Origin of the sequence: Marivirga sericea (assembly GCF_900177665.1) — a bacterium.
GTDB classification, from domain to species: domain Bacteria; phylum Bacteroidota; class Bacteroidia; order Cytophagales; family Cyclobacteriaceae; genus Marivirga; species Marivirga sericea.
In genome coordinates this window covers 52494-76609 of record NZ_FXAW01000006.1, presented here as the reverse complement: position 1 = coordinate 76609, position 24116 = coordinate 52494, and the positions used below count along the sequence as shown (strand labels likewise).

At 36.2% G+C, this 24116-nt stretch carries 22 protein-coding genes; 18 read left to right on the top strand and 4 right to left on the bottom strand.

What is annotated here, in order from left to right:
* Window positions 1-11: 11 nt before the first annotated feature.
* Window positions 12-1178 (bottom strand): AIR synthase related protein, encoded by a 1167-nt coding sequence (locus tag B9Y84_RS14035; protein ID WP_085518026.1) that lies wholly within the window; start codon window positions 1176-1178, stop codon window positions 12-14.
* A 176-nt stretch (window positions 1179-1354) separates the two neighbouring features.
* On the opposite strand from B9Y84_RS14035, the gene B9Y84_RS14030 reads away from it, so the two are divergent.
* From B9Y84_RS14030 to B9Y84_RS13985, 10 genes are all read left to right on the top strand, one after another.
* On the top strand, window positions 1355-4582 hold the full coding sequence (locus B9Y84_RS14030; RefSeq protein ID WP_085518025.1) for a S41 family peptidase: 3228 nt from the start codon (window positions 1355-1357) through the stop codon (window positions 4580-4582).
* Between the two features lie 283 nt (window positions 4583-4865).
* On the top strand, window positions 4866-5576 hold the full coding sequence (locus B9Y84_RS14025; RefSeq protein WP_085518024.1) for a hypothetical protein: 711 nt from the start codon (window positions 4866-4868) through the stop codon (window positions 5574-5576).
* Window positions 5577-5868: 292 nt separating this feature from the next.
* Entirely contained in the window at window positions 5869-6369 is a 501-nt protein-coding gene (locus tag B9Y84_RS14020; protein WP_085518023.1) for a hypothetical protein, read from the top strand.
* Window positions 6370-6568: 199 nt separating this feature from the next.
* Complete coding sequence (locus B9Y84_RS14015; protein ID WP_085518022.1) at window positions 6569-7153, top strand: hypothetical protein; 585 nt, start codon at window positions 6569-6571, stop codon at window positions 7151-7153.
* A gap of 232 nt (window positions 7154-7385) precedes the next feature.
* Window positions 7386-7820 carry an ABA4-like family protein gene (locus tag B9Y84_RS14010; RefSeq protein WP_085518021.1) on the top strand — a complete coding sequence of 145 codons (435 nt, stop codon included), beginning with the start codon at window positions 7386-7388 and terminating at the stop codon, window positions 7818-7820.
* 34 nt (window positions 7821-7854) lie between these two features.
* On the top strand, window positions 7855-8613 hold the full coding sequence (locus tag B9Y84_RS14005) for a hypothetical protein (protein WP_176223806.1): 759 nt from the start codon (window positions 7855-7857) through the stop codon (window positions 8611-8613).
* A 242-nt stretch (window positions 8614-8855) separates the two neighbouring features.
* Window positions 8856-9734 carry a hypothetical protein gene (locus B9Y84_RS14000; protein ID WP_085518019.1) on the top strand — a complete coding sequence of 293 codons (879 nt, stop codon included), beginning with the start codon at window positions 8856-8858 and terminating at the stop codon, window positions 9732-9734.
* Window positions 9735-9866: 132 nt separating this feature from the next.
* On the top strand, window positions 9867-10985 hold the full coding sequence (locus B9Y84_RS13995; protein WP_221406432.1) for a glycosyl hydrolase 53 family protein: 1119 nt from the start codon (window positions 9867-9869) through the stop codon (window positions 10983-10985).
* Window positions 10986-11310: 325 nt separating this feature from the next.
* A complete protein-coding gene (locus B9Y84_RS13990; RefSeq protein WP_176223805.1) occupies window positions 11311-12687 on the top strand; it encodes a M48 family metalloprotease in 1377 nt (458 codons plus the stop codon).
* Window positions 12688-12711: 24 nt separating this feature from the next.
* Window positions 12712-14217 carry a DUF6770 family protein gene (locus B9Y84_RS13985; RefSeq protein ID WP_085518017.1) on the top strand — a complete coding sequence of 502 codons (1506 nt, stop codon included), beginning with the start codon at window positions 12712-12714 and terminating at the stop codon, window positions 14215-14217.
* 72 nt (window positions 14218-14289) lie between these two features.
* On the opposite strand, the gene rocD is transcribed toward B9Y84_RS13985, so the two are convergent.
* Complete coding sequence (gene rocD / locus B9Y84_RS13980; RefSeq protein ID WP_085518016.1) at window positions 14290-15570, bottom strand: ornithine--oxo-acid transaminase; 1281 nt, start codon at window positions 15568-15570, stop codon at window positions 14290-14292.
* A 186-nt stretch (window positions 15571-15756) separates the two neighbouring features.
* On the opposite strand from rocD, the gene rpmB reads away from it, so the two are divergent.
* The 4 genes from rpmB to ftsY all read left to right on the top strand — a co-directional run bounded on the left by rpmB (window position 15757) and on the right by ftsY (window position 17473).
* On the top strand, window positions 15757-15996 hold the full coding sequence (rpmB, locus tag B9Y84_RS13975; protein ID WP_085518015.1) for a 50S ribosomal protein L28: 240 nt from the start codon (window positions 15757-15759) through the stop codon (window positions 15994-15996).
* 29 nt (window positions 15997-16025) lie between these two features.
* The gene (gene rpmG / locus B9Y84_RS13970; protein WP_085518014.1) at window positions 16026-16208 is read left to right on the top strand and encodes a 50S ribosomal protein L33; all 183 of its coding nucleotides are present in this window, start codon (window positions 16026-16028) and stop codon (window positions 16206-16208) included.
* Window positions 16209-16210: 2 nt separating this feature from the next.
* Complete coding sequence (locus B9Y84_RS13965; RefSeq protein ID WP_013454144.1) at window positions 16211-16360, top strand: DUF4295 domain-containing protein; 150 nt, start codon at window positions 16211-16213, stop codon at window positions 16358-16360.
* 153 nt (window positions 16361-16513) lie between these two features.
* Complete coding sequence (ftsY, locus tag B9Y84_RS13960) at window positions 16514-17473, top strand: signal recognition particle-docking protein FtsY (protein WP_085518013.1); 960 nt, start codon at window positions 16514-16516, stop codon at window positions 17471-17473.
* On the opposite strand, the gene B9Y84_RS13955 is transcribed toward ftsY, so the two are convergent.
* Together B9Y84_RS13955 and B9Y84_RS13950 are read right to left on the bottom strand one after the other, a co-directional pair.
* On the bottom strand, window positions 17470-18204 hold the full coding sequence (locus B9Y84_RS13955; protein WP_085518012.1) for a DUF6048 family protein: 735 nt from the start codon (window positions 18202-18204) through the stop codon (window positions 17470-17472). The two genes, ftsY and B9Y84_RS13955, sit on opposite strands and share 4 nt — an antisense overlap.
* Window positions 18173-18637: a DUF6452 family protein gene (locus B9Y84_RS13950; RefSeq protein ID WP_085518011.1), complete on the bottom strand. Its 465-nt coding sequence runs from the start codon at window positions 18635-18637 to the stop codon at window positions 18173-18175. Before B9Y84_RS13950 ends, B9Y84_RS13955 begins: the two co-directional genes overlap by 32 nt.
* Before the next feature lie 225 nt (window positions 18638-18862).
* On the opposite strand from B9Y84_RS13950, the gene rimO reads away from it, so the two are divergent.
* The 4 genes from rimO to B9Y84_RS13930 all read left to right on the top strand — a co-directional run bounded on the left by rimO (window position 18863) and on the right by B9Y84_RS13930 (window position 23850).
* On the top strand, window positions 18863-20173 hold the full coding sequence (rimO, locus tag B9Y84_RS13945) for a 30S ribosomal protein S12 methylthiotransferase RimO (protein ID WP_085518010.1): 1311 nt from the start codon (window positions 18863-18865) through the stop codon (window positions 20171-20173).
* Window positions 20174-20182: 9 nt separating this feature from the next.
* Window positions 20183-21748 carry a bacillithiol biosynthesis cysteine-adding enzyme BshC gene (bshC, locus tag B9Y84_RS13940; RefSeq protein ID WP_085518009.1) on the top strand — a complete coding sequence of 522 codons (1566 nt, stop codon included), beginning with the start codon at window positions 20183-20185 and terminating at the stop codon, window positions 21746-21748.
* The gene (locus tag B9Y84_RS13935; protein WP_085518008.1) at window positions 21741-22316 is read left to right on the top strand and encodes a 5-formyltetrahydrofolate cyclo-ligase; all 576 of its coding nucleotides are present in this window, start codon (window positions 21741-21743) and stop codon (window positions 22314-22316) included. Before bshC ends, B9Y84_RS13935 begins: the two co-directional genes overlap by 8 nt.
* Window positions 22317-22410: 94 nt before the next feature.
* Window positions 22411-23850 carry a lipopolysaccharide biosynthesis protein gene (locus B9Y84_RS13930; protein WP_085518007.1) on the top strand — a complete coding sequence of 480 codons (1440 nt, stop codon included), beginning with the start codon at window positions 22411-22413 and terminating at the stop codon, window positions 23848-23850.
* Window positions 23851-24116 lie beyond the last annotated feature (266 nt).

The window sequence follows — 24116 nt, the reverse complement described above, 5'->3', positions numbered from 1 at the left end:
GTAGAAGCAAATCAATGATACACAAACTCCCCATGCTCACTTTTCACCGTCACCTGTTTTTGCTCTGAAGCTTCCACTCTACCAATGATTTGAGCATCAATATTGAATGACTTTGAGATATCAATAATCTTTTGAGCATCGGCCTCCTCCACATACAATTCCATACGGTGACCCATGTTGAATACTTTGTACATTTCTTTCCAATCTGTGCCTGACTCTTCCTGGATCATTCTGAAAAGAGGAGGAGTTGGAAACAAATTATCTTTTATGATATGTAATCCTTCTACAAAATGAAGCACTTTGGTTTGCGCTCCACCACTACAATGCACCATCCCGGCCACTTTACCTGGCATCTCACCCAATATATTCTTAATTACTGGTGCATAAGTTCTGGTCGGAGATAATACTAATTTTCCCGCGTCCAAATCAACACCTTGCACAGCATCTGTCAACTTTTTAGAACCCGTATAAATCAAAGTATCAGGAACCGAAGGATCAAAGCTTTCAGGGTATTTCGCCATCAAATCCTTGCTGAAGACATCGTGACGAGCCGAGGTTAAACCATTGCTTCCCATTCCGCCATTATATTCGCTTTCATAAGTGGCTTGTCCATAAGAAGCCAAGCCTACTACCACATGTCCAGCTTTAATATTGTCATTGGAAATTACTTCTGATCTCTTCATTCGAGCAGTAACCGTAGAATCTACTATGATGGTACGCACTAAATCTCCCACGTCAGCAGTTTCGCCTCCGGTGCTGATAATGTTCATACCATTATCTCGAAGCATCTGCAAAACTTCCTCCGTGCCGTTGATAATAGCAGAAATCACTTCGCCCGGAATCAGGTTTTTGTTCCTTCCGATAGTAGAAGAAAGTAAAATTTTATCAGTGCATCCTACACAGAGCAAATCATCAATATTCATGATGATGGCATCTTGAGCAATGCCTTTCCAAATAGAAATATCTCCTGTTTCTTTCCAATACATATAAGCCAAAGAGGATTTGGTTCCAGCACCATCAGCATGCATAATGGTGCAATAATTCTCATCACCTGTCAGGTGATCGGGCACGATTTTGCAAAAAGCCTGCGGGAAAAGTCCTTTATCAAGGTTTTTGATGGCATTGTGAACATCTTCTTTGGAGGCAGAAACTCCGCGTTGGTTATATCTATCGGACATGATTCTAAAATTTCAACAAAATTAGTGCAATACCGAAAGGAAACCAATGCATTCCCATCTTTTTCAAATCAAATAACTTAGGTTGATGTATTCATTTCTCCTTTCCAATAAAAAACAGCTGAGTCACCTGAAAAAATAACTATATTCAATTATCATTATCTAAAAACTAGCACAAGATGAAAAAACTACTAATTCTATTACTTTTCGGAACTAGCTTTGCAGTTCTGGGTCAATCGACCCCGAAATGGATGCGATATGCCAAAATAGCACCCAATGGTGAAAAAATCGCATTTAGCTATAAGAGCAATTTGTACTATGTAGCAAAAGATCAAGCTTTAGCTATACCACTAAGTATTGATGACAGCTACGAATATGAAGCGGTTTGGTCACCTGACAGTAAACATATTGCTTTTGCTTCCGATCGGCAAGGCAATTATGACGTGTACCTATACAATACTGAAGATGGTAGCACTAAGCAGTTAACTTTTCATTCGGCCAATGACATCCCACAAAGTTTTACAGCTGATGGAAAGTCAATTTTATTCACTTCCGGCCGAAAGATGAATGCGCAAAATGCACAATTTCCTTATGGACGCTTTTCACAGCTCTATAGTGTGAGCCTTGAAGGAAAAATGCCTAAAATGGAAATCCCACTTCCGCTAGATGCTGTAAATGTTAAAAAAGATGGTAGTCAGTTACTATATATGGACTTGAAGGGCTATGAAGACTACTGGAGGAAACATCACACCTCCTCTATTGCACGTGATGTTTGGGTCTATACGGCTGCCGATAAAAGCCATAAGCAATTAACAGACTTTGAAGGCGAAGATCGAAATCCCATCTGGGCCAACGATCAAGAAAGCATTTTCTATCTTAGCGAAAGATCAGGTACCTTTAATGTCTGGAAATTAAAGCCGGGAAGTGAAGCTGCTCCTGAGAAGATTTCTAATTTTGATACGCATCCTGTTCGCTTCCTAAGCTTAGCTAATGACGGAACCTTATGCTACACGTATCAGGGAGAAATCTACACGCAGAAAGAAGGCGCTGAAGCCATAAAAAAAGAAGTTAGAATTCCTTATGAACAAGCAAGCGTTGAAAAACTAAAAACTTTAAATTCGGGAGCTAGTGAAATGGCACTATCCCCTAACGGAAAGGAAATTGCTTTTATAGTTAGAGGTGAAGTTTTTGTAACCGGTACAGAAACCGGGCTAACCAAAAGAATTACTAATACGCCTGAGCAAGAACGATCTGTTCAATTCCATCCTGACGGGAAGAAATTAGTATATGCTGGCGAGCGAAACGGTAGCTGGAATTTGTACGAAACTAGCATTAAAAATGATAAGGAACCTTATTTTTATGCTGCTTCACTTTTAGACGAAAAAGCGTTGCTAGCGAATGAAGAAGAAACTTTTCAGCCTCAATACTCTCCAGATGGCAAGGAAGTAGCTTACCTCAGTAACAGAACAACTTTAAAGGTAATTAATCTGGCTTCGGGTCAAACCCGAACTGTTTTATCTGGCGATAAAAACTATTCCTATTCTGACGGTGATCAATACTATGCGTGGTCTCCGGATGGCAAATGGTTTACCGTGGATTTCATTGACAAAAAACGCTGGGTATCGGAAGTTGGACTGGTAAAAGCAGATGGTTCACAATCTGTGCAAAATATTACTGAAAGTGGATATACCGAAGCTGGTGGTCAGTGGATTAATGAAGGAAAAGTGATTGCCTACTATTCTGATAAGCAAGGCTTCCGTTCTCATGGAAGTTGGGGATCGACAGGCGATGTATATGCAGTTTATTTAACCAAAGAAGCATATGATCAAGCGCAAATGAGCAAGGATGAATATGAGATTTGGAAAGAACTGCAAAAGGAAGAGGAGAGTGATGAGGATAAAGATGACAAGAAAAAGAAAAGTAAAGAGAAGGAGAAAGAATCTGCAGATGTCAAAATAGAATGGGATAATTTAGATGATCGTGTTGATCGCTTAACTATCTCTTCTTCATTTATTTCGGACATGAAACTATCTCCTGATGGCGAAAAGTTGTATTATCTGTCTAGTAGAGACAATAGCTTTGATTTATGGGAATTAGAAATCCGTGAGAAAAAAACGAAAACGATCGGAAATTTCAAGGGTGGGGGAGCTTCTCTTACCATAGATGAGAAAGGGGAAAATCTGTTTGTAATGGCGGGTGGATCAATCTATAAAGTGGAGACAAAGAGTGGCACTTCCAAGCCGGTAAGCTATGCCGCAGAGATGTACTTAGATCCACAAGCGGAGCGCGCTTATCTATTCGAACACATGTGGAGACAAGTATTGCGCAAGTTCTACAAAAAGGATTTACACGGTGTGGAATGGGATGCTATGAAAGCTGCATACCAACCAAAATTAGCGCACATTAATAATGACCGTGATTTCGCTGAAATGATGTCCGAGCTTCTAGGAGAATTAAATGGCTCGCATACAGGTTGCCGCTACTATTTTAACGATAGTGAAGGAACAGAAACAGCTTCATTGGGTATTTATCAAGACTGGAACTATACTGCTGCAGGAATTAAAATTGCGGATGTAATGGATAAATCTCCACTTTCAATGGCTGAACAAGGCATCAAAGGGGGAATGATTATCACTAAAATAGATGGTGAACGACTAGCTGCGGGGCAAAATTATTATCCTCTACTAAACCACAAAGCTGGCAAAGATATCGTGCTGGAAGTTACAGATGCTGGCGGCTCCAATACTAAGACGGTGAAAATAAAGGGGCTCAGCTCAGGACAAGAATACAATTTGCTATACGATCGTTGGGTGAAATCCAGAAGAGAAGCTACAGAGCAACTATCTAATGGAAGATTAGGCTATGTGCACGTTAGAGGTATGAATTCATCTAGCTATCGAGAAGTTTTTGAAGACCTATTGGGTCGCTATAATGAGAAGGAAGCAGTAATCGTAGATACGCGCTTTAATGGAGGTGGCTGGCTGCATGACGACCTTGCTACACTTTTAAGTGGCGAGCAATATGTAAAACTGATGCCACGCGGACAGTATATCGGCTCTGAACCGCAGAATAAATGGCAAAAACCGTCTGCAGTAATCATTGGCGAAGGAAATTATTCAGATGCTCATTTCTTTCCAGTGACTTACAGAGCGCTAGGTATAGGCAAAACAATCGGGATGCCCATACCGGGGACGGCAACTGCGGTATGGTGGGAAAGACAAATCAATCCCAATATTGTATTTGGTATCCCGCAAGTTGGTGTGGTTGATATGGAAGGGAATTATATGGAAAACTTCCAATTTGAGCCTGATGTTAAAGTAAAAAATATGCCAGGTGAATTAGTGGAAGGTAAAGACAGCCAGCTTCAGAAAGCGGTGGAAGTATTATTAGAAGAAGTAGATAAATAATATTAACAATATAATTTTAAACCTGAAAAACTCTTGCGAAAGCTGTTTTAGCAATAGCCTTCGCCAAGATTTTTCAGGTTTTTTGTTTTTTTTTAAAAAAACTAAGCGAATCCTTCCTTTTCAGTATCTCATAAAATCTATATACCTTTAATCTAAATCAAAACCTAGGGAGTATTTTCCCATTTGAAAATTCCCGCTAGGTTTTTAACAATAGTATAATAGATATATAGTCACCAGGGGGTGACTATATTCACTTGTTACATGTCATACCTGCACATCGCAAATGAAATACGTATTTGAAGGCTTAATCATAATTGGGATTGTTGCTCTGATTGTAACAATTATCAAATATCCGAAGGACATTGGCAAAGGTCTTCTTGGAACGCTCTCACTTCCTTTTAGACGCCTATGGACACTGATAAGATTTTTACTACTCCCTTTTGAGCTCCTCATTCTCTTTTTAGAACATAAATTTGATGTTAACTATCTTACCAAATTTATTGATAGTGAATCGTCATCAACAAAAAAGCAAACAACGGAACGTAAACATATCAATTTCAAAAATTTCAAAAAATATGTAATCATAAATTCAACATCTGAACAGATTGAAGAGGAAGTAAGGGAAGCTGATGAGTGCTGTTTAGAATTAAACTTGGTAGAACTACGAATCTCAAGAACTGACACTTATACTGTAATTGATGTTCCACAAACTGGATTTTATGGATACAATTTTCTAATCCAGTGGTTAACAAATAGCCTGAAAGAGAATCAAATAGTGGGATTTGCCTCTAACGCAAGTTTCAGCTTCTTGACAATCTCTAGCACAGAAGGAGAAAATGACATGATTGGTCGGACTGACACATATAAAAAATTCTGGGTTAGCCTGTATGACGATCTTGATAACAAAGAATTTCTTAGAATTAACGAAAAGCTTGATGTAAACAGCCAACTAACGACAGTCTCACTTGAGAAAATGGTGAGAAACGCCATGTAACATCCTGTAATAAATCATGGCTGTTAGTAGGTTATTGTTCCTTTAGCTCTTTGTAGATAGCCCGGCAATCCGCAGGATTGACTTATTTATAAAAGTTAATTTAATAAGCCAATCCTGCGGATTGCCTCGGTAGTTAACTGAAATTTTTATACTTTTAATCAGCCACGAATTTATACAGTGGCGTTGCCTGCAAAATACTACACAAACACTGATTTTGTTAATGTGGGGACATCCAAAGGTTATAAGGAAGTAGTAAATCAAGAAAAAAGAAATTTAAATTCAATTCAACAATATGAATGAAGATTTAGGAAGTGACCAATATAACAAAAAGAGCGATCCAGAAAATACTGTACAAAAAATCACAGTGCTTTATGCACTGATAACAATTTACAGTTGGTATAATATGGTTGACTGGGAGCTCAGTTCATTAGTAAATATAAATCTTATCATACTTCCGGTTACTGTTTTAATGTTATGGAGAAAGTGGAAAATAGGCTGGATTTTGTTCTCCTCATTTCTAATGTATTTGGCTATTACTGAGCTTTGGACTCTCATTTTATACTTGAACCTAGGATCATTTGGGACATCCTATATTGATAAAAATTATCCTCAAACCTCAGCACCATTACTAATAACCTTCACACTTTTTTATTCTGCAACTTTGTGGTATCTACTGAAGGTAGACCTTAGAAAGCTATTCGGAATTGACAATCGGATGGCAGTCGTAACCTTAGTTGTCGCCAGTATTTTAACTATATTATTTAATTTAACCTTCTTTCAGTCTTTTGAATAAATTTTGATTGGAGTCAGTAAAAACATCTGCAGTTAACATTCTGTAATAAATCAGGGCTGTTAGTAGGTTATTGTTCTTTCAGCTCTTTGTAGACAGCCCGGCAATCCGTAGGATTGCCTCGGTAGTTAACTGAAATTTTTATACTTTTAATCAGCCACGAATTTATACAGGGGCGTTATGTGTAACAAAAGTCATCTCAATGAAACTAGCAATTTTTTTATTTTTCGCCATAACACTTTCAACTGGATTTAGTCAGACAATTGAAGATTGGACACCTGAATTTCAACTACAACTCAGTGATTTTCAATCTCCACAAACTGAAATTAGTCCGGATTTGACATCTTACTCTATCTACTCTGGCTCGAACATGGATTTCACATTTCAAATGAGTTCATTTGAATTCCTGTTCACCAAAAACTTTAATTCAAAAGTTAAAACTACTTTTAATAGAAGCGCTGCTGTAATCACTGCTCCAGATTCGACAACTGCACTTCAGCTTGTAAAATTTGGACAATACAGTTTTGATTTGACTGAACTCTATTCAAGGAAATTCAGACAAAGAATGTATGAAGAAAAGGGTACTTTCTCTAATGCAAACTTTTTCAAGCCAATATTTGACAACCTTCAAGAAGAAATGAATGCTGAAAGTGCGAGAGTCTTGAAAGCAACTGACCTTGGACGAGAAGCCGAACTATTAGACCTTGAACATCAAAAAGTCAAAAACGAAATTGGAGAACTCAGTAACTTTTGCTTTGACTGCAAGCCACCTAAGAAGAAGCGATAAATACACATAACATAATATAAAAACCCATTTGCTCACCACCCTGTAGCAAAGTGTCTGCAAAATAGCCCGTAATTTATGCTTGCTTTTCATAGCTAGCAACCAAAGATAGTGCACTGGGAAAGTATTGTGCTGAATTATCCTAAGATTTTGCAATTAATGAAGGGTATCAGTTTGCCGAGAAAGCATAAATTGCTACTTTAGTTACTAAATCAAACTATCAAACCTAAACAATATGACCGCCAAACTATTATTTCCCTTCGCTAATTATTTGGCCATGCTGGGATGGATCCTACTCATTTTTGTCCCTAAATGGAAATTAACAAAATACATTTCCGGCTTTGCTATTATGCTGATGATTGCGGTGCTCTATGTCTATCTTATGATCAGCTCATGGGGAGTAACAGATGGTGGTTTTGGCTCACTGGAGGAAGTGAGAAGACTATTTGAAAATGACAAATCATTGTTGGCAGGATGGGTGCATTATTTGGCATTTGATCTTTTCTTAGGAACCTGGATAGTGCATCACGCACAAAAGCATTCGATCCATCACCTACTGATAATTCCTGCTTTGATCTTAACTTTTATGGCAGGGCCGGCTGGGGTGTTATTATATTGGTTGATCTACCTGGCGGCAAAGAAAAAACAAAAGGAACTCAGCCTTTTTTAAGATGAGAGAGCAACTGTACACGATTCATTCCACAATGAAAACTCAATACCCCATTTGGTGGAAGGCATCTTGGTTATGTTTACTTCTGGCAGGTATTTTCTTCTTATTTCCGTTGGTTGATCTGCGTGAAGTAAATGCCCTCAATACATGGTACAAGCCAGCAAAATTTTGCCTCTCGGTGGGGATTTATCTTATGAGTATTATTTGGGTGGTGGATTTATTAAACATCGAGGATCAACGGAAGCGCAAGCTAATTCGGAATATTTCGATTGTCATCTTACTAGAATTGGCATTAATCGTAATGCAAGGAGCTAGAGGAGTTAAATCTCATTTTAATATCAGCAGTATTTCAGGTGCTGTGATTTTTCAATTAATGGGCGTATTGATTGTCGTTAATACCGTTTTTCTTATTTGGATCATAACATTATACTTTAAGAAGAAAAGCAAACCTATGGACATATCACTACATATGCGAAATTTCATACGCCTTGGCTTGTTGTTACTGTTATTTTCCTCCCTTATCGGAGGTGCCATGATTGGACTGAACCGTCATTTAGCTTCTCCCGATGCGATAGCAACTTTCCATATCCCAATATTGGATTGGAAGATTGGTCAGGGAGATTTAAGGATTAGCCATTTTTTGGGGATGCACGGCCTTCAACTATTTGCACTTATTGGGATTTCTATAAATGGTGTTTCACAACTGAAAAAAGCGACAGCAGTATGGCTATATAGTTTGATTGGATTGTATTGCTTAGCCGTTTTAAGTGTATTCCTTTTGGCGATGATATAAGGGCTTTTGTGCTGATAAGGATCTATAAACATACCGCATACCTTTAGGCACTTATACATTATTTTGATAGGATAAAGCAGTAGTAATTACCATAAAATAAGCCGAATTCGGATTATCATAAAAATCCATATCTTTACTTTACACCATGGCCTACAGAATTTATTCGTTGAACCGTTTTTGACCAAATCGATATAGGTGGACAAAAACCTATTACATTCGAATGCACAGTAACTTAGTGAAATATGAAAAGGACAGCTCTAGTATTGTTTTTATTGGTATCATCAACCACTGTTCAAAGTCAATCCAAGGAATTCAGAAATCAAAGAGCCCAGCTGGCTGCATTCAATATTGGGTTTAATGGACTAATTGGCGGGGTCGGTGGATTAATTAATAACAATGGGAAGAAATCTGGCTTTCAAGCATTTACCAAAGGATTTTACCAGGGGGCTATTGGAGGTGCTGTTAGTCATGTTGGGCTATCATTAACACATCAAGTACAAAAACAACGCAATATTTCATATGCATGGCCCGCAAGACTAGTTAACGCTGTCGGGAGCTCAATCATACAAAACGCTGCTGAAGGCCAAAGAATGTTTGAACGAATGCATCTAAACCTTTATATTACTCGCTTAGAATATTACCCTTACGAAAATAAATTCAGGGGAAGACTCTTCACTTCTTCTATCTATGGTATTTTGGTTGTTGGCAAGAATGCAAAGTTAGACTTAAAAAGATCATTACAGACTGGCATTTTCTATTTTGAGTCCAATCAAAACTTTACTTCTTCAATCGGCACCGGAGGTGCAACTGGCCAAGTAAGCTCAATCGGCATGAGCAGCGACTTTTCTGATGATACATTTTACAGTATTTACGCTCACGAAGTCGCCCACATCCTTCAATTTGATAGAATGGTCGGAGCTAATGCACTATTATACTCTTTTGATCAAAATTTAAAATCCAAAAACACCATATATAAAAAGCTTTCAAAATACATTTACTTCGATTTAAATGGCCCAATTTTTTTTCTGGCCTATAGAGGCGCGGGACCAACACATAACTGTAACTTTTTTGAACAAGAAGCAGAGAATTATAGCAACAGAGTAGCATATAAATGTAATTAAATGGGTCAATAGACGCTACTTGGCAGATTCAAGATTTGGATACCTCTAGCTGGCGGATGATAGATAACTTAAAGGTAAAATATACGCCTCAGAAACTGAATTAGAGCTAAACGTGCCTTAAAACGATGAAGGATGAAGAATTATAAAGGAACCCTATTTTTGATACTCATCATCATGATGCTGGGCTTCTCCTGCAATAATGATGAAAATCCATTAGCGGATTGTGAGAATGAAGAATTTTTCTGTGAATTCGGCTCCAGGAATTTTGAGATGGGTTTTAGTACCTGGCCCTACGCCCCAACTGTAGCATCTATTGAAAATACTTATGACTTCATTGGAGAAAATGCTGATATCTATTCGGAACATATTGATTCTAATATTCCGTGGAATGCATGGATCAATGATTTGTCTTTACCGTCTGAATTTACAAATGATATTGCCTCTAGAGCTTCCAAGAAATTACCCAATGCCAAACTCACCGTTTCGGTAAGTTTGTTGAACAGTTCACGTAGTGACTTGGCTTTTGATTATGATGGAAGCATTCCGGACTATGCGGCCTTAAATGATAAAGAAATTGAGGATGCTTACTTTAAGCATTTACAATATATCGCTGAGCAACTAAATCCCGATTATTTATTGTTGGCCATAGAGGTCAACGAACTATTGAAAAATGCCCCTGAAAAATGGGATGCTTACAAATTGCTAATGGCTAATATTAGGGCAAGAATTCAAGAGGAATTTCCAGCGCTTCAAATTTCAGAGTCGATTACTTTGCATAATTTTTACCAGCCTGATGTTACCGATTCAGATAGTTTTATTGAAGAAATAGCTAATTATGCTAACACTATGGAATTAGTAAGTATTAGTTTTTATCCTTTTTTTAAAGGCTTAAAAACGGAGCAAGAATTTAAGAGAGCATTCGACTTCGTGCATGAAAAGATCGAAAGACCGATTGCAATAGCAGAAACAAACCATTTGGCTGAAGATTTATCAGTTGAAGCCGTGAATCTTTTTATTGCGGGCAATGAATCCGAACAAAATGATTATCTGAAGGCATTATTAACGCAGGCGCAAATCCACGATTATGAATATGTGATTTGGTGGGCCCACAGAGATTTTGATGAACTTTGGGAAACATTTCCCGAGGAAGTTAAAGATCTGGGACGAATTTGGAGGGATACGGGTTTGTTAGATGAAGAAGGAAGAGAAAGGCCCTCATATGAAACCTGGAAATTAGTCTTGAATCATTAGAAAGAAATGATGATATTAGCTTAATAACCAAATGAATGAAATTGATCTTTATATATCAAATTTTCTCGTAGGGGTTCAGAAAGTATTGAAAAATATAATCTCTCAATAAAACAGTGACTGAAAAGCTCGACTACTACTGTCATACTAAATTTTGTAGGGATGTTTGAGAAGGCAACCTATAAACATTTAATAGAAATAGGGAAATAAGACATCCCAAACCACCCTTATATCGCTCTTAAAACTTATTGTTGCTATTCGTGCCGTTCAAAAATATTATTACTATGTTTACAAGAGTTATTAAATAAACCCAAAATATTTTAGTTTTTTGAAGTTTACCAAAATCAACTCTCCTGCTAAATATATAAGATATATTTTTATACTCTCATTCAGTGCATTCATTTGTATAGCACAGGGGCAAGATTTACAGTCTTTACATTTTTCTGACAGTATAATAAGCCAGATAAAAAGCCAACACCAAGAGCGATTAAATAATTATAAATTAGAGGATAGTGACTTTTCTATTTATGAAAAAATCTACAAGATTCGAGAAAAGAATATTGAAAAAGCCTTCCGTGACAGTTCATTTGTCTATGACAGCTTAATTTATGACTGCATAGACAATTGTCTTCAAAAATTCGGCACATCCAATGAAGTAATTGACGATAAGAACTACACCATTCTCGTTAGTAATTCTCCTATTGCTAATGCCTATTCTATGGGCGGTGGAACTATAATTCTAACTCTCGGAATGCTTAGAAAAATCAGGAATCAAGGAGCGTTGGCTTTTATTATTGCTCACGAGATTGGACATGACTACAGACAGGACGTTGATATATCCTCCTATCGCACGTTAGAAAGGTTGGATTCAAAAGAGTTTAAAAATGTAATTGATCTTATTGATAAAGAGAAATATAATAGAAGGGAACAGTTAGAAACTTTTCTTAAAACGCTGTATTTAACAGAAATGAAGTTTAGTCGAAAACAAGAGATTAGCGCTGATTCTCTGGCCTTGAAATTGATCATCAATGCCGATTATGACCATCGGTATTCTTTTAGCACTTTAAATCTTTTAGATTCCATTGATTTATACAAGTTTCCAGCGATCAGTTACCCCAACACGCTGGGATTTGAAGATTATCCATTTAAAGAAAAATGGATTTTAGACAAAAGCGACATATTTTCAATGTCTGCTGGTCCCACTGAGGAAGATACTGATGCTTTAAAATCTCATCCCGATATAGCTGAACGAATTGCTCGTCTAAAGCTTATCAATGATGAAAAAGCAGATACTACCAATGAATTATTCAATCAAAGTAAGCTTCTGGCTTTTAAATCCGGGATAGACCTAGATTTAGCTTTTATTGATAGTTGGGAAGCTCAAAATGATTTTGGAAAAGCACTGTTTTTTTCATTGAAGCAATTACAAGAACAACCTGAGAACAAACATTTGTTGACGAGAATTAGTAATTTGTTTGATCAGATTTACGAAGCTCAGAAATCCCATGAGCTAAACAAATATGTAGCGTCTCCTGGTCCACATCAAGAAGCTTCTTACAAGGAATTTTTAACTTTTTTGAATAGAATTAGACTTTCAGAATTGGAAATGCTCATCTATTATTTTCACTTGGAAAATTGCAGGTTCCTGAGCCAAGATGAAGCTTTTTTGAGCACATTAAACAAATACAAACTAAAAACCCGGTAATTAATTTTAATAAAATCAGAAAAAATGAAAATTAGACTTTATGCAACATTATGCTTCTTCATCATTGCGATAAGCGCCAAAGCGCAAGAGAAGAAGATTCAAGATATAGTAGAAGTTCAGTTAAGAAATGCAGGATCAATTATTAATAATGAAATTGTAGTTGGTCATTATCTATTTTATAAAACTGACAGAATAAATAGAAAGACTTACAACTATGAACTACAGATACTAGATCAAAATCTGAATGAGGTGGGTAAACATACCGTTGAAAGTTCAAAACATCTCTTTCTAATGGATGCTGTATATAATGGTAATTCGCTTATGCTAAAGCTTTATGATTATAAAAATGATAAAGTGATGTTGCAACAGTTAGATAATTCAGCTAAGCTACTAAGTGCGGAAGATCGAGAAGTAGGTAAGATTGAAAAGGCCCAGTTCCGCCAGATGCAGAGCAGTAAAGGTGCTCAGGCAATCTTTTTATTCCCCTTGAAAGATTTTGGTTTTGCCGATTTCAGAACTGTGAAAAATAAAAACTATGGATATAGTATAGATTATTATTCATCTCAAGGAGGTAAAAATTGGAATTATAGTAGTGATCCTAAATTGAAAACTCATCTCTTTCCTACCATGCTTTATGGAGATGAAGATATCATGATGAACATTATCATGGAAAAAGATGGACTTTTAAGCAAAGATTTTAATTTAAATTTAATGGTTCTTGACTCTAAGACTGGAAAACCACTATTTAGAAAATCTCTAGATGATAGTAAGTATAAATTATCTCCTATTAATGGATTTAGAGTTGATGAAAGCGGCAACTTCCATTTATTAGGATATTACTATAATAAAGAAAGTAATATCATATCCAGTAAGAGCTTGGGGCTATTTCAGTATACGCTCAATAACTCTGGGGAAATAGTAAGTAAAAATTATATCTCCTGGACTGAAGATGCTGGAAAGTTTTTTAAAGTCGATGAAAAAGGTGAATTTGAAGATTTTGGATATGTGTTTTTTCACGACTTTGTGGAAGACAACATGGGCAACTTCTACGCCATAGGAGAACAATATGACAAAGAATTTAAAGGACTTGGGTTTGATATTGTGGTGAAAGACATGATGATTTTTAAATTTGATAAGGATTTTAATTTGACCAATATAGAAACCATAGAAAAAGCTGAGAACAATATATCAGTACCTAATGCTGCCCTGTTTAGTCCACAAATGTTGGCCATGATAGTGAAGGCTTTAAACGGTTATGACTATGAATTCACAACTAGTAGTACAGATAAAGATGTCATAAGTATCGGGTACCAAGACTACTTGGAAATAAAGAAGGAATCAGATAAATATGTTTTCGGCAATGTTTTTATCGCTGATGGTAAACTCTCAACAGATACTATTGATCTAATGGAAGCAGAGGAAGAAAAGAGGTTTAAAGTCTTACCTTCTGAAGCAGGATATATTGTGGTTTTAGAGTATGATGAAAAAGAGAAAGAGCTTAGCATTGATAAAGTGAAATTGAATTACTGATGCCAAAAAAAAGAGGCTGTCAGAAAAGCAAAATTTTCTAACAGCCTCTTTATAGTCCACCCATAATTGAGTTTACTTTTTCTTAAATCCGCTAATCGTTTTCTCTATAATATCACAGCATTCATTGATTTGCTCTTCTGTGATTACCAATGGTGGTGCAAATCGGATAATGTTTCCGTGAGTAGGCTTAGCCAATAAACCATTCTCTTTTAAAGCCATGCATATATCCCAAGCTGTTGAGCTATCTTCAGAATCATTAATTACGATAGCATTTAAAAGTCCTTTACCTCTCACAAGGTTGACCATATCAGAAGAATCTACAAATTTCTGCATTCTGTCCCTGAAAAGCTGTCCTAGCTTTCGTGCGTTTTGTGCTAACTTCTCATCTTTTACTACTTCTAGCGCAGTAAGTGCAACGGCAGCCCCTAATGGGTTTCCACCGAAAGTAGAACCATGAGTTCCTGGTGTTAAAACCTCCATAATGTGGTCATTGGCTAATACTGCAGAAACTGGGTAAAAGCCACCGGAAAGAGCTTTTCCCAATATCAAAATATCAGGTTCAACATAGGTCGATTGCTTTTCACAATGTCCTTGGCAAGTGCAATCACCGCAAACAGCTAGTAAACTTCCCGTTCTGGCAATTCCAGTCTGGATTTCATCTGCAATAAATAATACATTATGCTTTTGACAGATTTCTTTACATTTCTTCAAGTAATCATTGTCTGGTCTATAAACTCCTGCTTCTCCTTGAATAGGCTCAACCAAGAATCCAACAATATTATCTTCACCCTGTAAAATTTTATCTAAAGCTTCAGTATCGTTATAAGGTATCTTTATGAAACCAGGAGTATAAGGACCAAAGTTTTTCTTTGCATTTTCATCACTTGAGAAAGAAATAACTGTAGTAGTTCTACCATGGAAGTTTTGCTCAGCAACAATCACTTTCCCAGCATTTGGTGCTACTCCATTTTTCTCAGTTGCCCATTTTCTAGCAATTTTTAAAGCAGACTCAACAGCCTCAGCACCAGAATTCATGGCCAATACTTTATCAAATCCGAAATACTCGGTTATATGCTTTTCAAATGGCCCTAAAATATTATTGTAAAAAGCCCTTGAGGTCAAAGTCAAAGTTTCCGCTTGCTTTTTAAGGGTTTCTAAGATTCTTGGATGGCTGTGTCCTTGGTTAACCGCACTGTATGAAGATAAAAAGTCATAATATTTTTTTCCTTCTACATCCCAAAGGAAAACTCCATCACCTTTGGCTAAAACGGCCGGTAGCGGATGATAATTATGAGCTCCGTGCTTATTTTCCATGTCAATGGCTTGTTGACTGTTCTTGATTTCTTCAATCATAGCTTTAATGTTTAAAAATTAGTAAATTGCACTCTCTTAAAATGTAAATCTAACAAAAGAGGATGGCAATCCCTTGCAATTCCAAAAAAATTAGGATGTATTTTTAGGCTAAGGTTTGTGATTATCAAAATATTGCCGATATTTGCAGACCAATTTGAAATCGACAACAAAAATAATTAGATAGATATGGCACGAGTTTGTCAAATTACCGGAAAAAGACCTCAAGTGGGGAATAACGTTTCTCACTCAAATAATAAAACCAGAAGAAGGTTTTTACCAAATTTGCAAAAAAAGAGGTTTTATCTTCCTGAGGAAGACAAGTGGATCACTTTAAAAGTATCTGCTAATGCAATAAGAACCATTAACAAAAATGGTATTACTTCCGTATTGAAGAAAGCACGTCAAAACGGTAATGTATTAGTATAAGTTTCTATTGCTCAAAAATATAAAGCACAATGGCTAAGAAAGGAAATAGAGTTCAGGTAATTTTAGAATGCACTGAACACAAAGAAAGTGGTGCTCCGGGTACATCTCGTTACATCACGACTAAAAACAGAAAAAACACTACAGAAAGATTGGAGTTGAAAAAATACAACCCGATTTTGAAGAAAAATACTGTTCACAAAGAAATTAAGTAATCATGGCTAAGAAAGTAGTAGCAAGTTTAAAGGATAAAGATGCTAAAGGTTACGCTAAAGTAATCAAGGCGGTGAAGTCAAAAAACGGAGGATATACTTTCCGTGAGGAAATGGTACCTTTGGATATGGCCAAAGAGGCACTTAAAAAATAATTGTAGTTTTTAAGGTTAAATTGATTTAAGTCCCTCTTCAGGGACTTTTTTTGTTTATACACTTCTGCCTCTTTCCATTTTGTAATTACTTTAGTCCATTTATTTCGTATTATTGTAAGCCTCAATTACCAATACCTCTAAAACCATAGAAAAATGAGTATTTTTAAGATTTTCTCCAAAGAAAAAAAGGAGTCCCTAGATAAAGGTCTGGAAAAAACCAAGGAAAGTTTTTTTTCTAAACTTGGGCGAACTGTAGTTGGTAAATCTGAAGTAGATGAGGATGTCTTGGATGAACTGGAGGAAATTCTAATCAGCTCCGATTTAGGAGTAAATACCACCGTCAAAATTATAGACAGGATAGAGGAAAGGGTAGCTCGCGATAAGTACTTAGGAACAAGTGAATTGGACAAAATCCTGAGAGAGGAGATTGCCTCGCTCTTGTCTGAAAATAATACAGAAGATTTGAAGGACTTTTCTCTTCCTGCAAATGTAAAGAAGCCTTATGTTTTATTGGTGGTAGGTGTTAACGGGGTAGGTAAAACGACTACCATTGGCAAATTAGCAGCACAATACAAAAAGCAAGGTAAAAAAGTGATTTTAGGTGCTGCAGATACATTTAGAGCTGCTGCTGTTGATCAACTGAAAATGTGGGGTGATAGAATAGGAGTGCCGGTCGTTTCTCATGGAATGAATACTGATCCAGCTTCTGTAGCTTATGATGCTGTAAAACAAGGTGTGGCAGATGAAGCGGATATCGTAATTATTGATACTGCAGGTAGATTGCACACCAAAGTGAATTTGATGAATGAGCTATCTAAGATCAAAAGAGTCATTCAAAAATTTGTTGCTGAAGCTCCGCATGAGGTATTATTGGTTTTAGATGGATCTACTGGTCAAAATGCGATGATTCAAGCTAGAGAATTTACCAAAGCCACGGAAGTTACTTCTTTAGCTATTACGAAATTGGATGGAACTGCGAAAGGTGGTGTGGTAATTGGAATTTCCGAAGAATTTAAAATCCCAGTTAAATATATTGGGGTCGGTGAAAAAGTGGAAGATTTGCAAGTATTTAATAAAATGGAATTTGTTGACTCATTTTTTAAGCGGGTTTAACGGCTTCTCTCCATTACTTTCTTTTCTTTCCAAGCAAGCCTGTAGGTTAAATAATAGTTGAAAGTCCATCTGTTATCGAATTCAGCCCTTCCGAACCCTGGAATGTCATATGATCGAAATTCATTAGCATTGAATATTCTTCTATTAAGTTGAATACGGAAACTATAACCCATATAAAGGTTTTTTAGAATCATGACTCTTAAACCTGCTGTCATTTCAAACCATCTTGCACTCACAGCCTCATTTGTTAGTGATTCTTGGTAAGGCCCGTAAATGGGACTCACAAGATTGGTGGTTAATAGTTCTGAATAATTAGCTCTAGCGTATCTAAGCCCAAAAGTTAGCGTGTTGTGATCTGGATCAAATTTTAGAAAATCAGCTTCTATGCCAACTCTATAGTAATTTCCATCATTGCTATATTCAAATCCTTCTCCTTTAGTTTGGTATTTATTGATCCCATACGAACCAATCAAATATATTCTGTGAAAATCTATATCAGCTTGCACTTCATAGCGCTGCCTATTATCGCCAAATGCATTGACTCCTAGCGCAACCAGGTCTGTACCAATTCTAATTCCTGTCGGAATAAAGAATGATTTGGGTACTTTCGGTCTTTCTGGTTCAACCACTCTTTGTTCAGTAGAATCTATATCAGCACTACTGTTAGGGACTTGCCCTAAAAGTGAAAAGCTAATAAGACTAAAAAATAAACAACTTAATATTAGGCGCATTTAAAGTGCTTTTTAATGTGTCATTCACAATAATAAGAGAATCAAAAGTTTGGAAAGCAGTATCCATGCCAAAATACTGCATATCGATTCCGCATTCAGGAGAATCAACAGTATTTCTCTTCTCATAGGTAAATCTGATAGTATCAATAAAGGGGCCATAGTAGAAAAAGAAATCAGTTTGATTTTCTACAGGGCTCAGCGGGAGTTGAAAGTTTTGTAAAGTATCTTCCAAGAAAAAAACACTATCGGTTTGCGGGCTCACAATACTATCGAAAATTACTTGAACGTTGATTTCCTCTGCATTCGCATTAAGAGATACAGTATTGAAAGTTACATAATCTACATTTAAAGTATTACAATTGCTGTCCACTTGGCATGCGAAAATGCTCACTATAAGAATTAAAACTATGCTTTTTTTGATAATAGATTCCATGGCGGTGCAAAGATATTATATATTCTGACAAGCTAAACGTCTTATGAAGGAATTGATTGTAATTCATCACATCTGAAACAATTCCTATATTATTTGATTAACTTTGCAACTTGAAACAATAACTGTTTTAAGTTCTTTTGACCGCCTGATTTTAGTTAATCTTGGACATTTGAATTTATGGTTTGACACAGTTTATTGTAGATGTAAATTAAAGAGGAGAATATTTTGAAGACGAAAGGATTAAAGAAAGACAAAGTTAATGTGGTGACATTGGGATGCTCCAAAAATTTGGTGGATTCAGAAGTGATGATCACGCAATTGAGAGGGAATGCTATTGATGTCACGCACGAATCAGATAAAGATGATTCCAACATTATTGTAGTGAATACTTGTGGTTTCATAGATAATGCAAAACAAGAGTCTATTGATACCATATTGCGTTATGCTGATGCGAAGGAAGAGGGGATGATAGAAAAATTGTATGTAACGGGATGTCTTTCTCAACGATATAAGGATGATTTAGAAAAGGAAATTCCTCAAGTAGATGCCTTCTTCGGTACTATGGAATTACCGATGTTGTTGAAGAAGTTCAATGCGGATTATAAGCATGAATTGGTGGGGGAAAGAATTACCACTACGGCTAATCATTTTGCGTATATGAAAATAGCAGAGGGTTGTGATCGACCATGCTCATTTTGTGCGATTCCTATCATGCGTGGAAAACACGTTTCTCGACCGATTGAAGAATTAGTGAAAGAAGCGAAAAATATGGCTAGAAATGGCACTAAAGAAATTTTGCTTATAGCACAAGATTCTACATACTACGGCTTAGACATTTATAAGAAAAGAAATCTAGCTGAATTATTAAAACAACTTTCAGATGTTGAAGGAATAGAGTGGATTCGCCTGCATTATGCATTTCCAACAGGATTCCCGGAAGATATTCTGGATGTGATGGCGGAGCGCGATAATATTTGCAACTACTTAGATATGCCGCTTCAGCATGGCTCAACCAAAATGCTGAAAATGATGCGTAGAGGGACCACTAGAGAAAAGCAAGAAGAATTAATTGAGAGAATAAGAGCAAAAGTGCCCGGTATAGCTTTAAGAACGACTTTGATAGCAGGGCACCCTGGCGAAACAGAGGAAGATTTTCAAGAAATGATGGAATTTGTTCGAAAGACTAGATTTGATCGCCTTGGTATTTTTCCGTATTCCCATGAAGAAAACACACATGCCTATAGTTTTGAGGATGATGTTTCTGAAGAAATCAAACAAGAAAGAGCTGATGCCGTAATGGAATTACAAACTCAAATTTCTCAAGAATTGAATCAAGAGAAAATTGGCAAAACTTTCAAAGTTCTTGTTGATAGAAAAGAAGGTGGATTTTTTATCGGAAGGACAGAGCACGATTCTCCTGAAGTAGATAATGAAGTTTTGATTGATGCTACTGAAAGCTATGCAAGAATTGGAGATTTTGTTGATGTAGAAATCACTGATGCCACAGAGTTTGACTTATATGGTAATTTGAAATAACATTAAAATATGAAGGTAGGGTGTATTGATTTTTCTAAAACAGGGCTATTTGCTCCTATATTTAATGATTTTATTCAACAAAAAGAAGAACTTAAGACCTTCTACCATCGGTTTCCAAGTCCTGAATCTTTTGGAGCTCAAATTCAAGAAAAATCACAACATCATATTAACCGAAAGTTGCTTGTTGAGGTTTTAGAAGCCCAATATGATCAAGTTGCTGCTGTAGAGGAAGCGGTTACAAAAAATATAGAAAGCTTAGGTAATGATAGGACTTTTACGCTAACAACTGGTCACCAACTTAATATTTTTACTGGGCCACTGTACTTTCATTTTAAAATCATTACAGTAATCAATGCTTGTAATCAGTTGAAAGCTAAATATCCAGACTACAATTTCGTCCCAATTTACTGGATGGCTTCAGAAGACCACGATTTGGATGAAATTAAGAGCATGCAAGTCGAGGGTAAAAAGTACAAGTGGAATACAGAACAGGCTGGTGCAGTTGGTAGGATGAAGACAGAAGGCTTAGCTGCACTAGCTAAAGATGTGGTAGGTGAGCAAAGTGTTTTTTATAAAGCATATGCTGAGTCAGAAAATCTTGCTCAAGCTGTGCGCGAATATGTTAATGCCTTCTATGGCAAGTATGGACTAGTAGTACTAGATGCTGACAATGCCCAACTGAAGTCAGAGCTCAATCACATCATAGCAGATGATATTTTTAATAATTCTGCCAACGAATTAGTAGAAAAGTGTTCGACAAATTTGGATGATATGGGCTATAAGACTCAGACTTATCCAAGGGAAATTAACTTCTTTTATTTACAAGATGGTCTGAGGGAAAGAATCGTAAAAGAAAGAGAGAAGTTTGTGGTTCTAAATTCTGATATCAGCTTTTCAGAAGAGGAAATTAAAAATGAGATTGACACACATCCAGAGCGTTTTAGTCCGAATGTGATTCTAAGACCAGTGTATCAAGAAGCTGTTTTACCTAATTTGGCATACACTGGTGGTCCTGCCGAGGTGGCGTATTGGATGCAATTGAAGCCTGTATTCGAGTCTTTTAAAATTCCATTTCCAATACTGCTTCCGCGTAACTTCGGTATGATAATTCCAAATAGAATACGCCATAAAATCAAAAAGTTGAAATTGAAAGATTTGGAGCTCTTCACGGAAAGAGAGTTGCTTAAAAAAGAGATCACCAAGAAAGTAAGTGCGCAAAAGTTGAATTTGAATGATGAGAGGCAGAAATTAAAGTCTTTATTATTGGAGATTAAACAATATGCAGGTGATGTAGATCCAACTCTTGCTCAAATGACAGATGCCGAAAATGAGAAAATTAGTAATGCTGTCGATAAAATTGAAAAAAAGATGGTGGCTGCTGAGAAAAGGAAACATTCTGATAAAATGAGGCAAATCGATGAAGTTAAAGATTTCCTTTTCCCTGGAAATGGTTTGCAAGAACGAAAAGAAAATTTTATCCCCTATTATCGAGCAGATGTAAAGTTCCTTGAAAAGTTGATGAAAGCTTTTGATCCATTTAACTTAGAATTCCACATAATCAGATGGGATGGATAAGAATACATTAAGGAAAGTATATTTAGAAAAAAGGAAATTTTTAAGTCAAGCTGAGTACGAAAGAAGAAATCAGTTGCTGAGTGCTCGCCTCATAGCCTTTTTTAAGACAAGAGAATTCCAATGTGTTCACACTTTTGTACCAATTAAAAAAAACAAAGAGCCAGATACCTTTCCTTTTATTCAGTATTTATGGACTGAAAAACCATATGTAAATGTAATAACTGGAATTTCCGATTTGAAAAAACCCGCGATGTATCATGTTGAGATAAAACAGGATACTAGCTTTCTAGAGAACAGCTGGGGAATCCCAGAGCCACAAGATGGCGTTCCTTTCCCGGTCGAAAAGATTCAAATGGTGTTGGTCCCCATGGTAACTGGAAGCAAGAATGGTCACCGCATTGGTTATGGGAAGGGATATTATGATAGGTTCTTGCAGAAATGCTCTCAGGATACACTCCTAGTTGGTATAAACCTTGCGCCTTTATTAGATGGTAGTGTATTTGTTGATCAGTATGATATACCGATGCAATATATGATTACGCCTTTTGAAGAATTTAAGCTACAGTGAAAAAGGCAAGGTTCAAAAAAAGGCTTTCATAAATATTTCTAAATCAAATTTGTCATTAACTTCGAATTCCTAATTTTAGTAAAATAGCAATAATTTGACCTCTCTTAAGAACCGCTCTGCGAAGGCATTTGCTTGGAATATAGCAGGAACCGTCCTTAAACAAGGCAGCGGGTTTATTATCTCCATTTTTTTAGCCAGACTATTAGAACCTGCCGAATTTGGTTTAGTAGGAATGGCGATGGTTTTTATAACGATTAGCCAAGTGTTTATTGATGTAGGTTTTAGTTCCGCTCTGATTCAAAATAAAGATAATACTAGTCTTACTTATAGCTCCATTTTTTATTTGAATTTTGCTGCTGGCATAGTACTTACTGCTATTTTTTATTTTGGGGCACCGATAATTGGCAATTTTTACGATAATCAAGAAATCACTTCACTTATTCGATGGCTTTCCCTAATATTTGTCTTTAACTCATTAAATCTAGTTCAGACAGCAATTTTCACAAGGGAGCTTGACTTTAAGGTTTTAACGCTGCGAAATGTAATCGCAAGTAGTGTTGGCGGTATACTAGGGGTGATCTGCGCATTTCAAGGATTCGGAGTATATAGTTTAGTTGTTCAGCAAATCTCTATGGCCCTATTGACAACGTTGCTGCTTTGGACTTCTTCAAATTGGAAGCCGGAATTAAAATTTTCATTTTATGAAGTGAAGCGATTAACCGGGTTTAGTGCATTTGTTTTTTTTGATCAGTTTATTTATACGATTTTTAAACAAATAGATATTCTATTTATCGGTAAAGTATTCTCAGCTTCAGTTTTAGGGTTTTATAGTCGAGCTTCTTCATTGAAGGATCAGGTTATTCTGTATACATCTCAAAGTTTAGTAAAAGTTTTCTATCCTGTTTTATCAAGTTTGCAAGATCAGCATAAAGAATATACAAGAGTGTATTTTAAAGTTGTTTCAGTTGTGGGTTTCGTAAGTTATGGACTTACTGGACTGCTTTATGTTATGGGGGCTGATGTGATTGTGATTCTATTTGGGGAAAAATGGATTCCCTCAATTGAGGTTTTTCAGATACTAGTTTTAGCAGTCTGTGTTTTTCCTTTGAACGGTATGATGGTGAATGCTTTTATGAGTAAAGGAAAGTCAAAGCAAAACTTTTATTTAGGTTTGTTTAGGAAGTTTATAACTATTCTGCCATTGTTTATTGCATACTTTTATGGTATATATGAGTTCACCATTGCCTTAGTAATTGCAGATTATTTTTTAACATTTGTTAATGTATATTTTTCTAATAGGATTATTAAAATTCCTTATAGAGTCCATCTCCGCAAGATATTTGAAGGAATGGTACCATTAATTATTTTTGTTCTATTATTTAACTTAGTTGAGTTAGCTAGTATTTACGATCGAGTGTTTCTGGCAGTAGGTTTTGGGGTTACACATTTATTATATGGGTACCTCATCCGAATTGAAGGGCTTCTATTCATAGTTGAAAATACTAAGAAATATTTGGCCAAGAGAAGACGCTGACTCAATTTGCAATGCTAATTATTTAGTACTAGGCCGCAATTCTTATCTTTTATAATTCTAATTTTTGGTTAGGTTTAATCCCTATAGGAAATACCTTGTCTTGCTTGGCAGACCAAGAGTTATCTTGGCTATATTCTAATCAGGCGATTGTTTTTGTTTTTTAAGTCAGCACAGTTTTTAATGTTTGCTCACACTAGTAAAGCTTGAATATATCGACTTTAAGTGTTATTTATGTGTCTATTCTTAAAAAACAGTACATCCTAAAT

Coding starts and splice junctions, on each gene's coding strand:
- B9Y84_RS14035 (WP_085518026.1), bottom strand. CDS start 1,178: ATGTCCGATAGATATAACCAACGCGGAGTTTCTGCCTCCAAAGAAGAT.
- B9Y84_RS14030 (WP_085518025.1), top strand. CDS start 1,355: ATGAAAAAACTACTAATTCTATTACTTTTCGGAACTAGCTTTGCAGTT.
- B9Y84_RS14025 (WP_085518024.1), top strand. CDS start 4,866: ATGAAATACGTATTTGAAGGCTTAATCATAATTGGGATTGTTGCTCTG.
- B9Y84_RS14020 (WP_085518023.1), top strand. CDS start 5,869: ATGAATGAAGATTTAGGAAGTGACCAATATAACAAAAAGAGCGATCCA.
- B9Y84_RS14015 (WP_085518022.1), top strand. CDS start 6,569: ATGAAACTAGCAATTTTTTTATTTTTCGCCATAACACTTTCAACTGGA.
- B9Y84_RS14010 (WP_085518021.1), top strand. CDS start 7,386: ATGACCGCCAAACTATTATTTCCCTTCGCTAATTATTTGGCCATGCTG.
- B9Y84_RS14005 (WP_176223806.1), top strand. CDS start 7,855: ATGAAAACTCAATACCCCATTTGGTGGAAGGCATCTTGGTTATGTTTA.
- B9Y84_RS14000 (WP_085518019.1), top strand. CDS start 8,856: ATGAAAAGGACAGCTCTAGTATTGTTTTTATTGGTATCATCAACCACT.
- B9Y84_RS13995 (WP_221406432.1), top strand. CDS start 9,867: ATGAAGAATTATAAAGGAACCCTATTTTTGATACTCATCATCATGATG.
- B9Y84_RS13985 (WP_085518017.1), top strand. CDS start 12,712: ATGAAAATTAGACTTTATGCAACATTATGCTTCTTCATCATTGCGATA.
- rocD (WP_085518016.1), bottom strand. CDS start 15,570: ATGATTGAAGAAATCAAGAACAGTCAACAAGCCATTGACATGGAAAAT.
- rpmB (WP_085518015.1), top strand. CDS start 15,757: ATGGCACGAGTTTGTCAAATTACCGGAAAAAGACCTCAAGTGGGGAAT.
- rpmG (WP_085518014.1), top strand. CDS start 16,026: ATGGCTAAGAAAGGAAATAGAGTTCAGGTAATTTTAGAATGCACTGAA.
- B9Y84_RS13965 (WP_013454144.1), top strand. CDS start 16,211: ATGGCTAAGAAAGTAGTAGCAAGTTTAAAGGATAAAGATGCTAAAGGT.
- ftsY (WP_085518013.1), top strand. CDS start 16,514: ATGAGTATTTTTAAGATTTTCTCCAAAGAAAAAAAGGAGTCCCTAGAT.
- B9Y84_RS13955 (WP_085518012.1), bottom strand. CDS start 18,204: ATGCGCCTAATATTAAGTTGTTTATTTTTTAGTCTTATTAGCTTTTCA.
- B9Y84_RS13950 (WP_085518011.1), bottom strand. CDS start 18,637: ATGGAATCTATTATCAAAAAAAGCATAGTTTTAATTCTTATAGTGAGC.
- bshC (WP_085518009.1), top strand. CDS start 20,183: ATGAAGGTAGGGTGTATTGATTTTTCTAAAACAGGGCTATTTGCTCCT.
- B9Y84_RS13935 (WP_085518008.1), top strand. CDS start 21,741: ATGGATAAGAATACATTAAGGAAAGTATATTTAGAAAAAAGGAAATTT.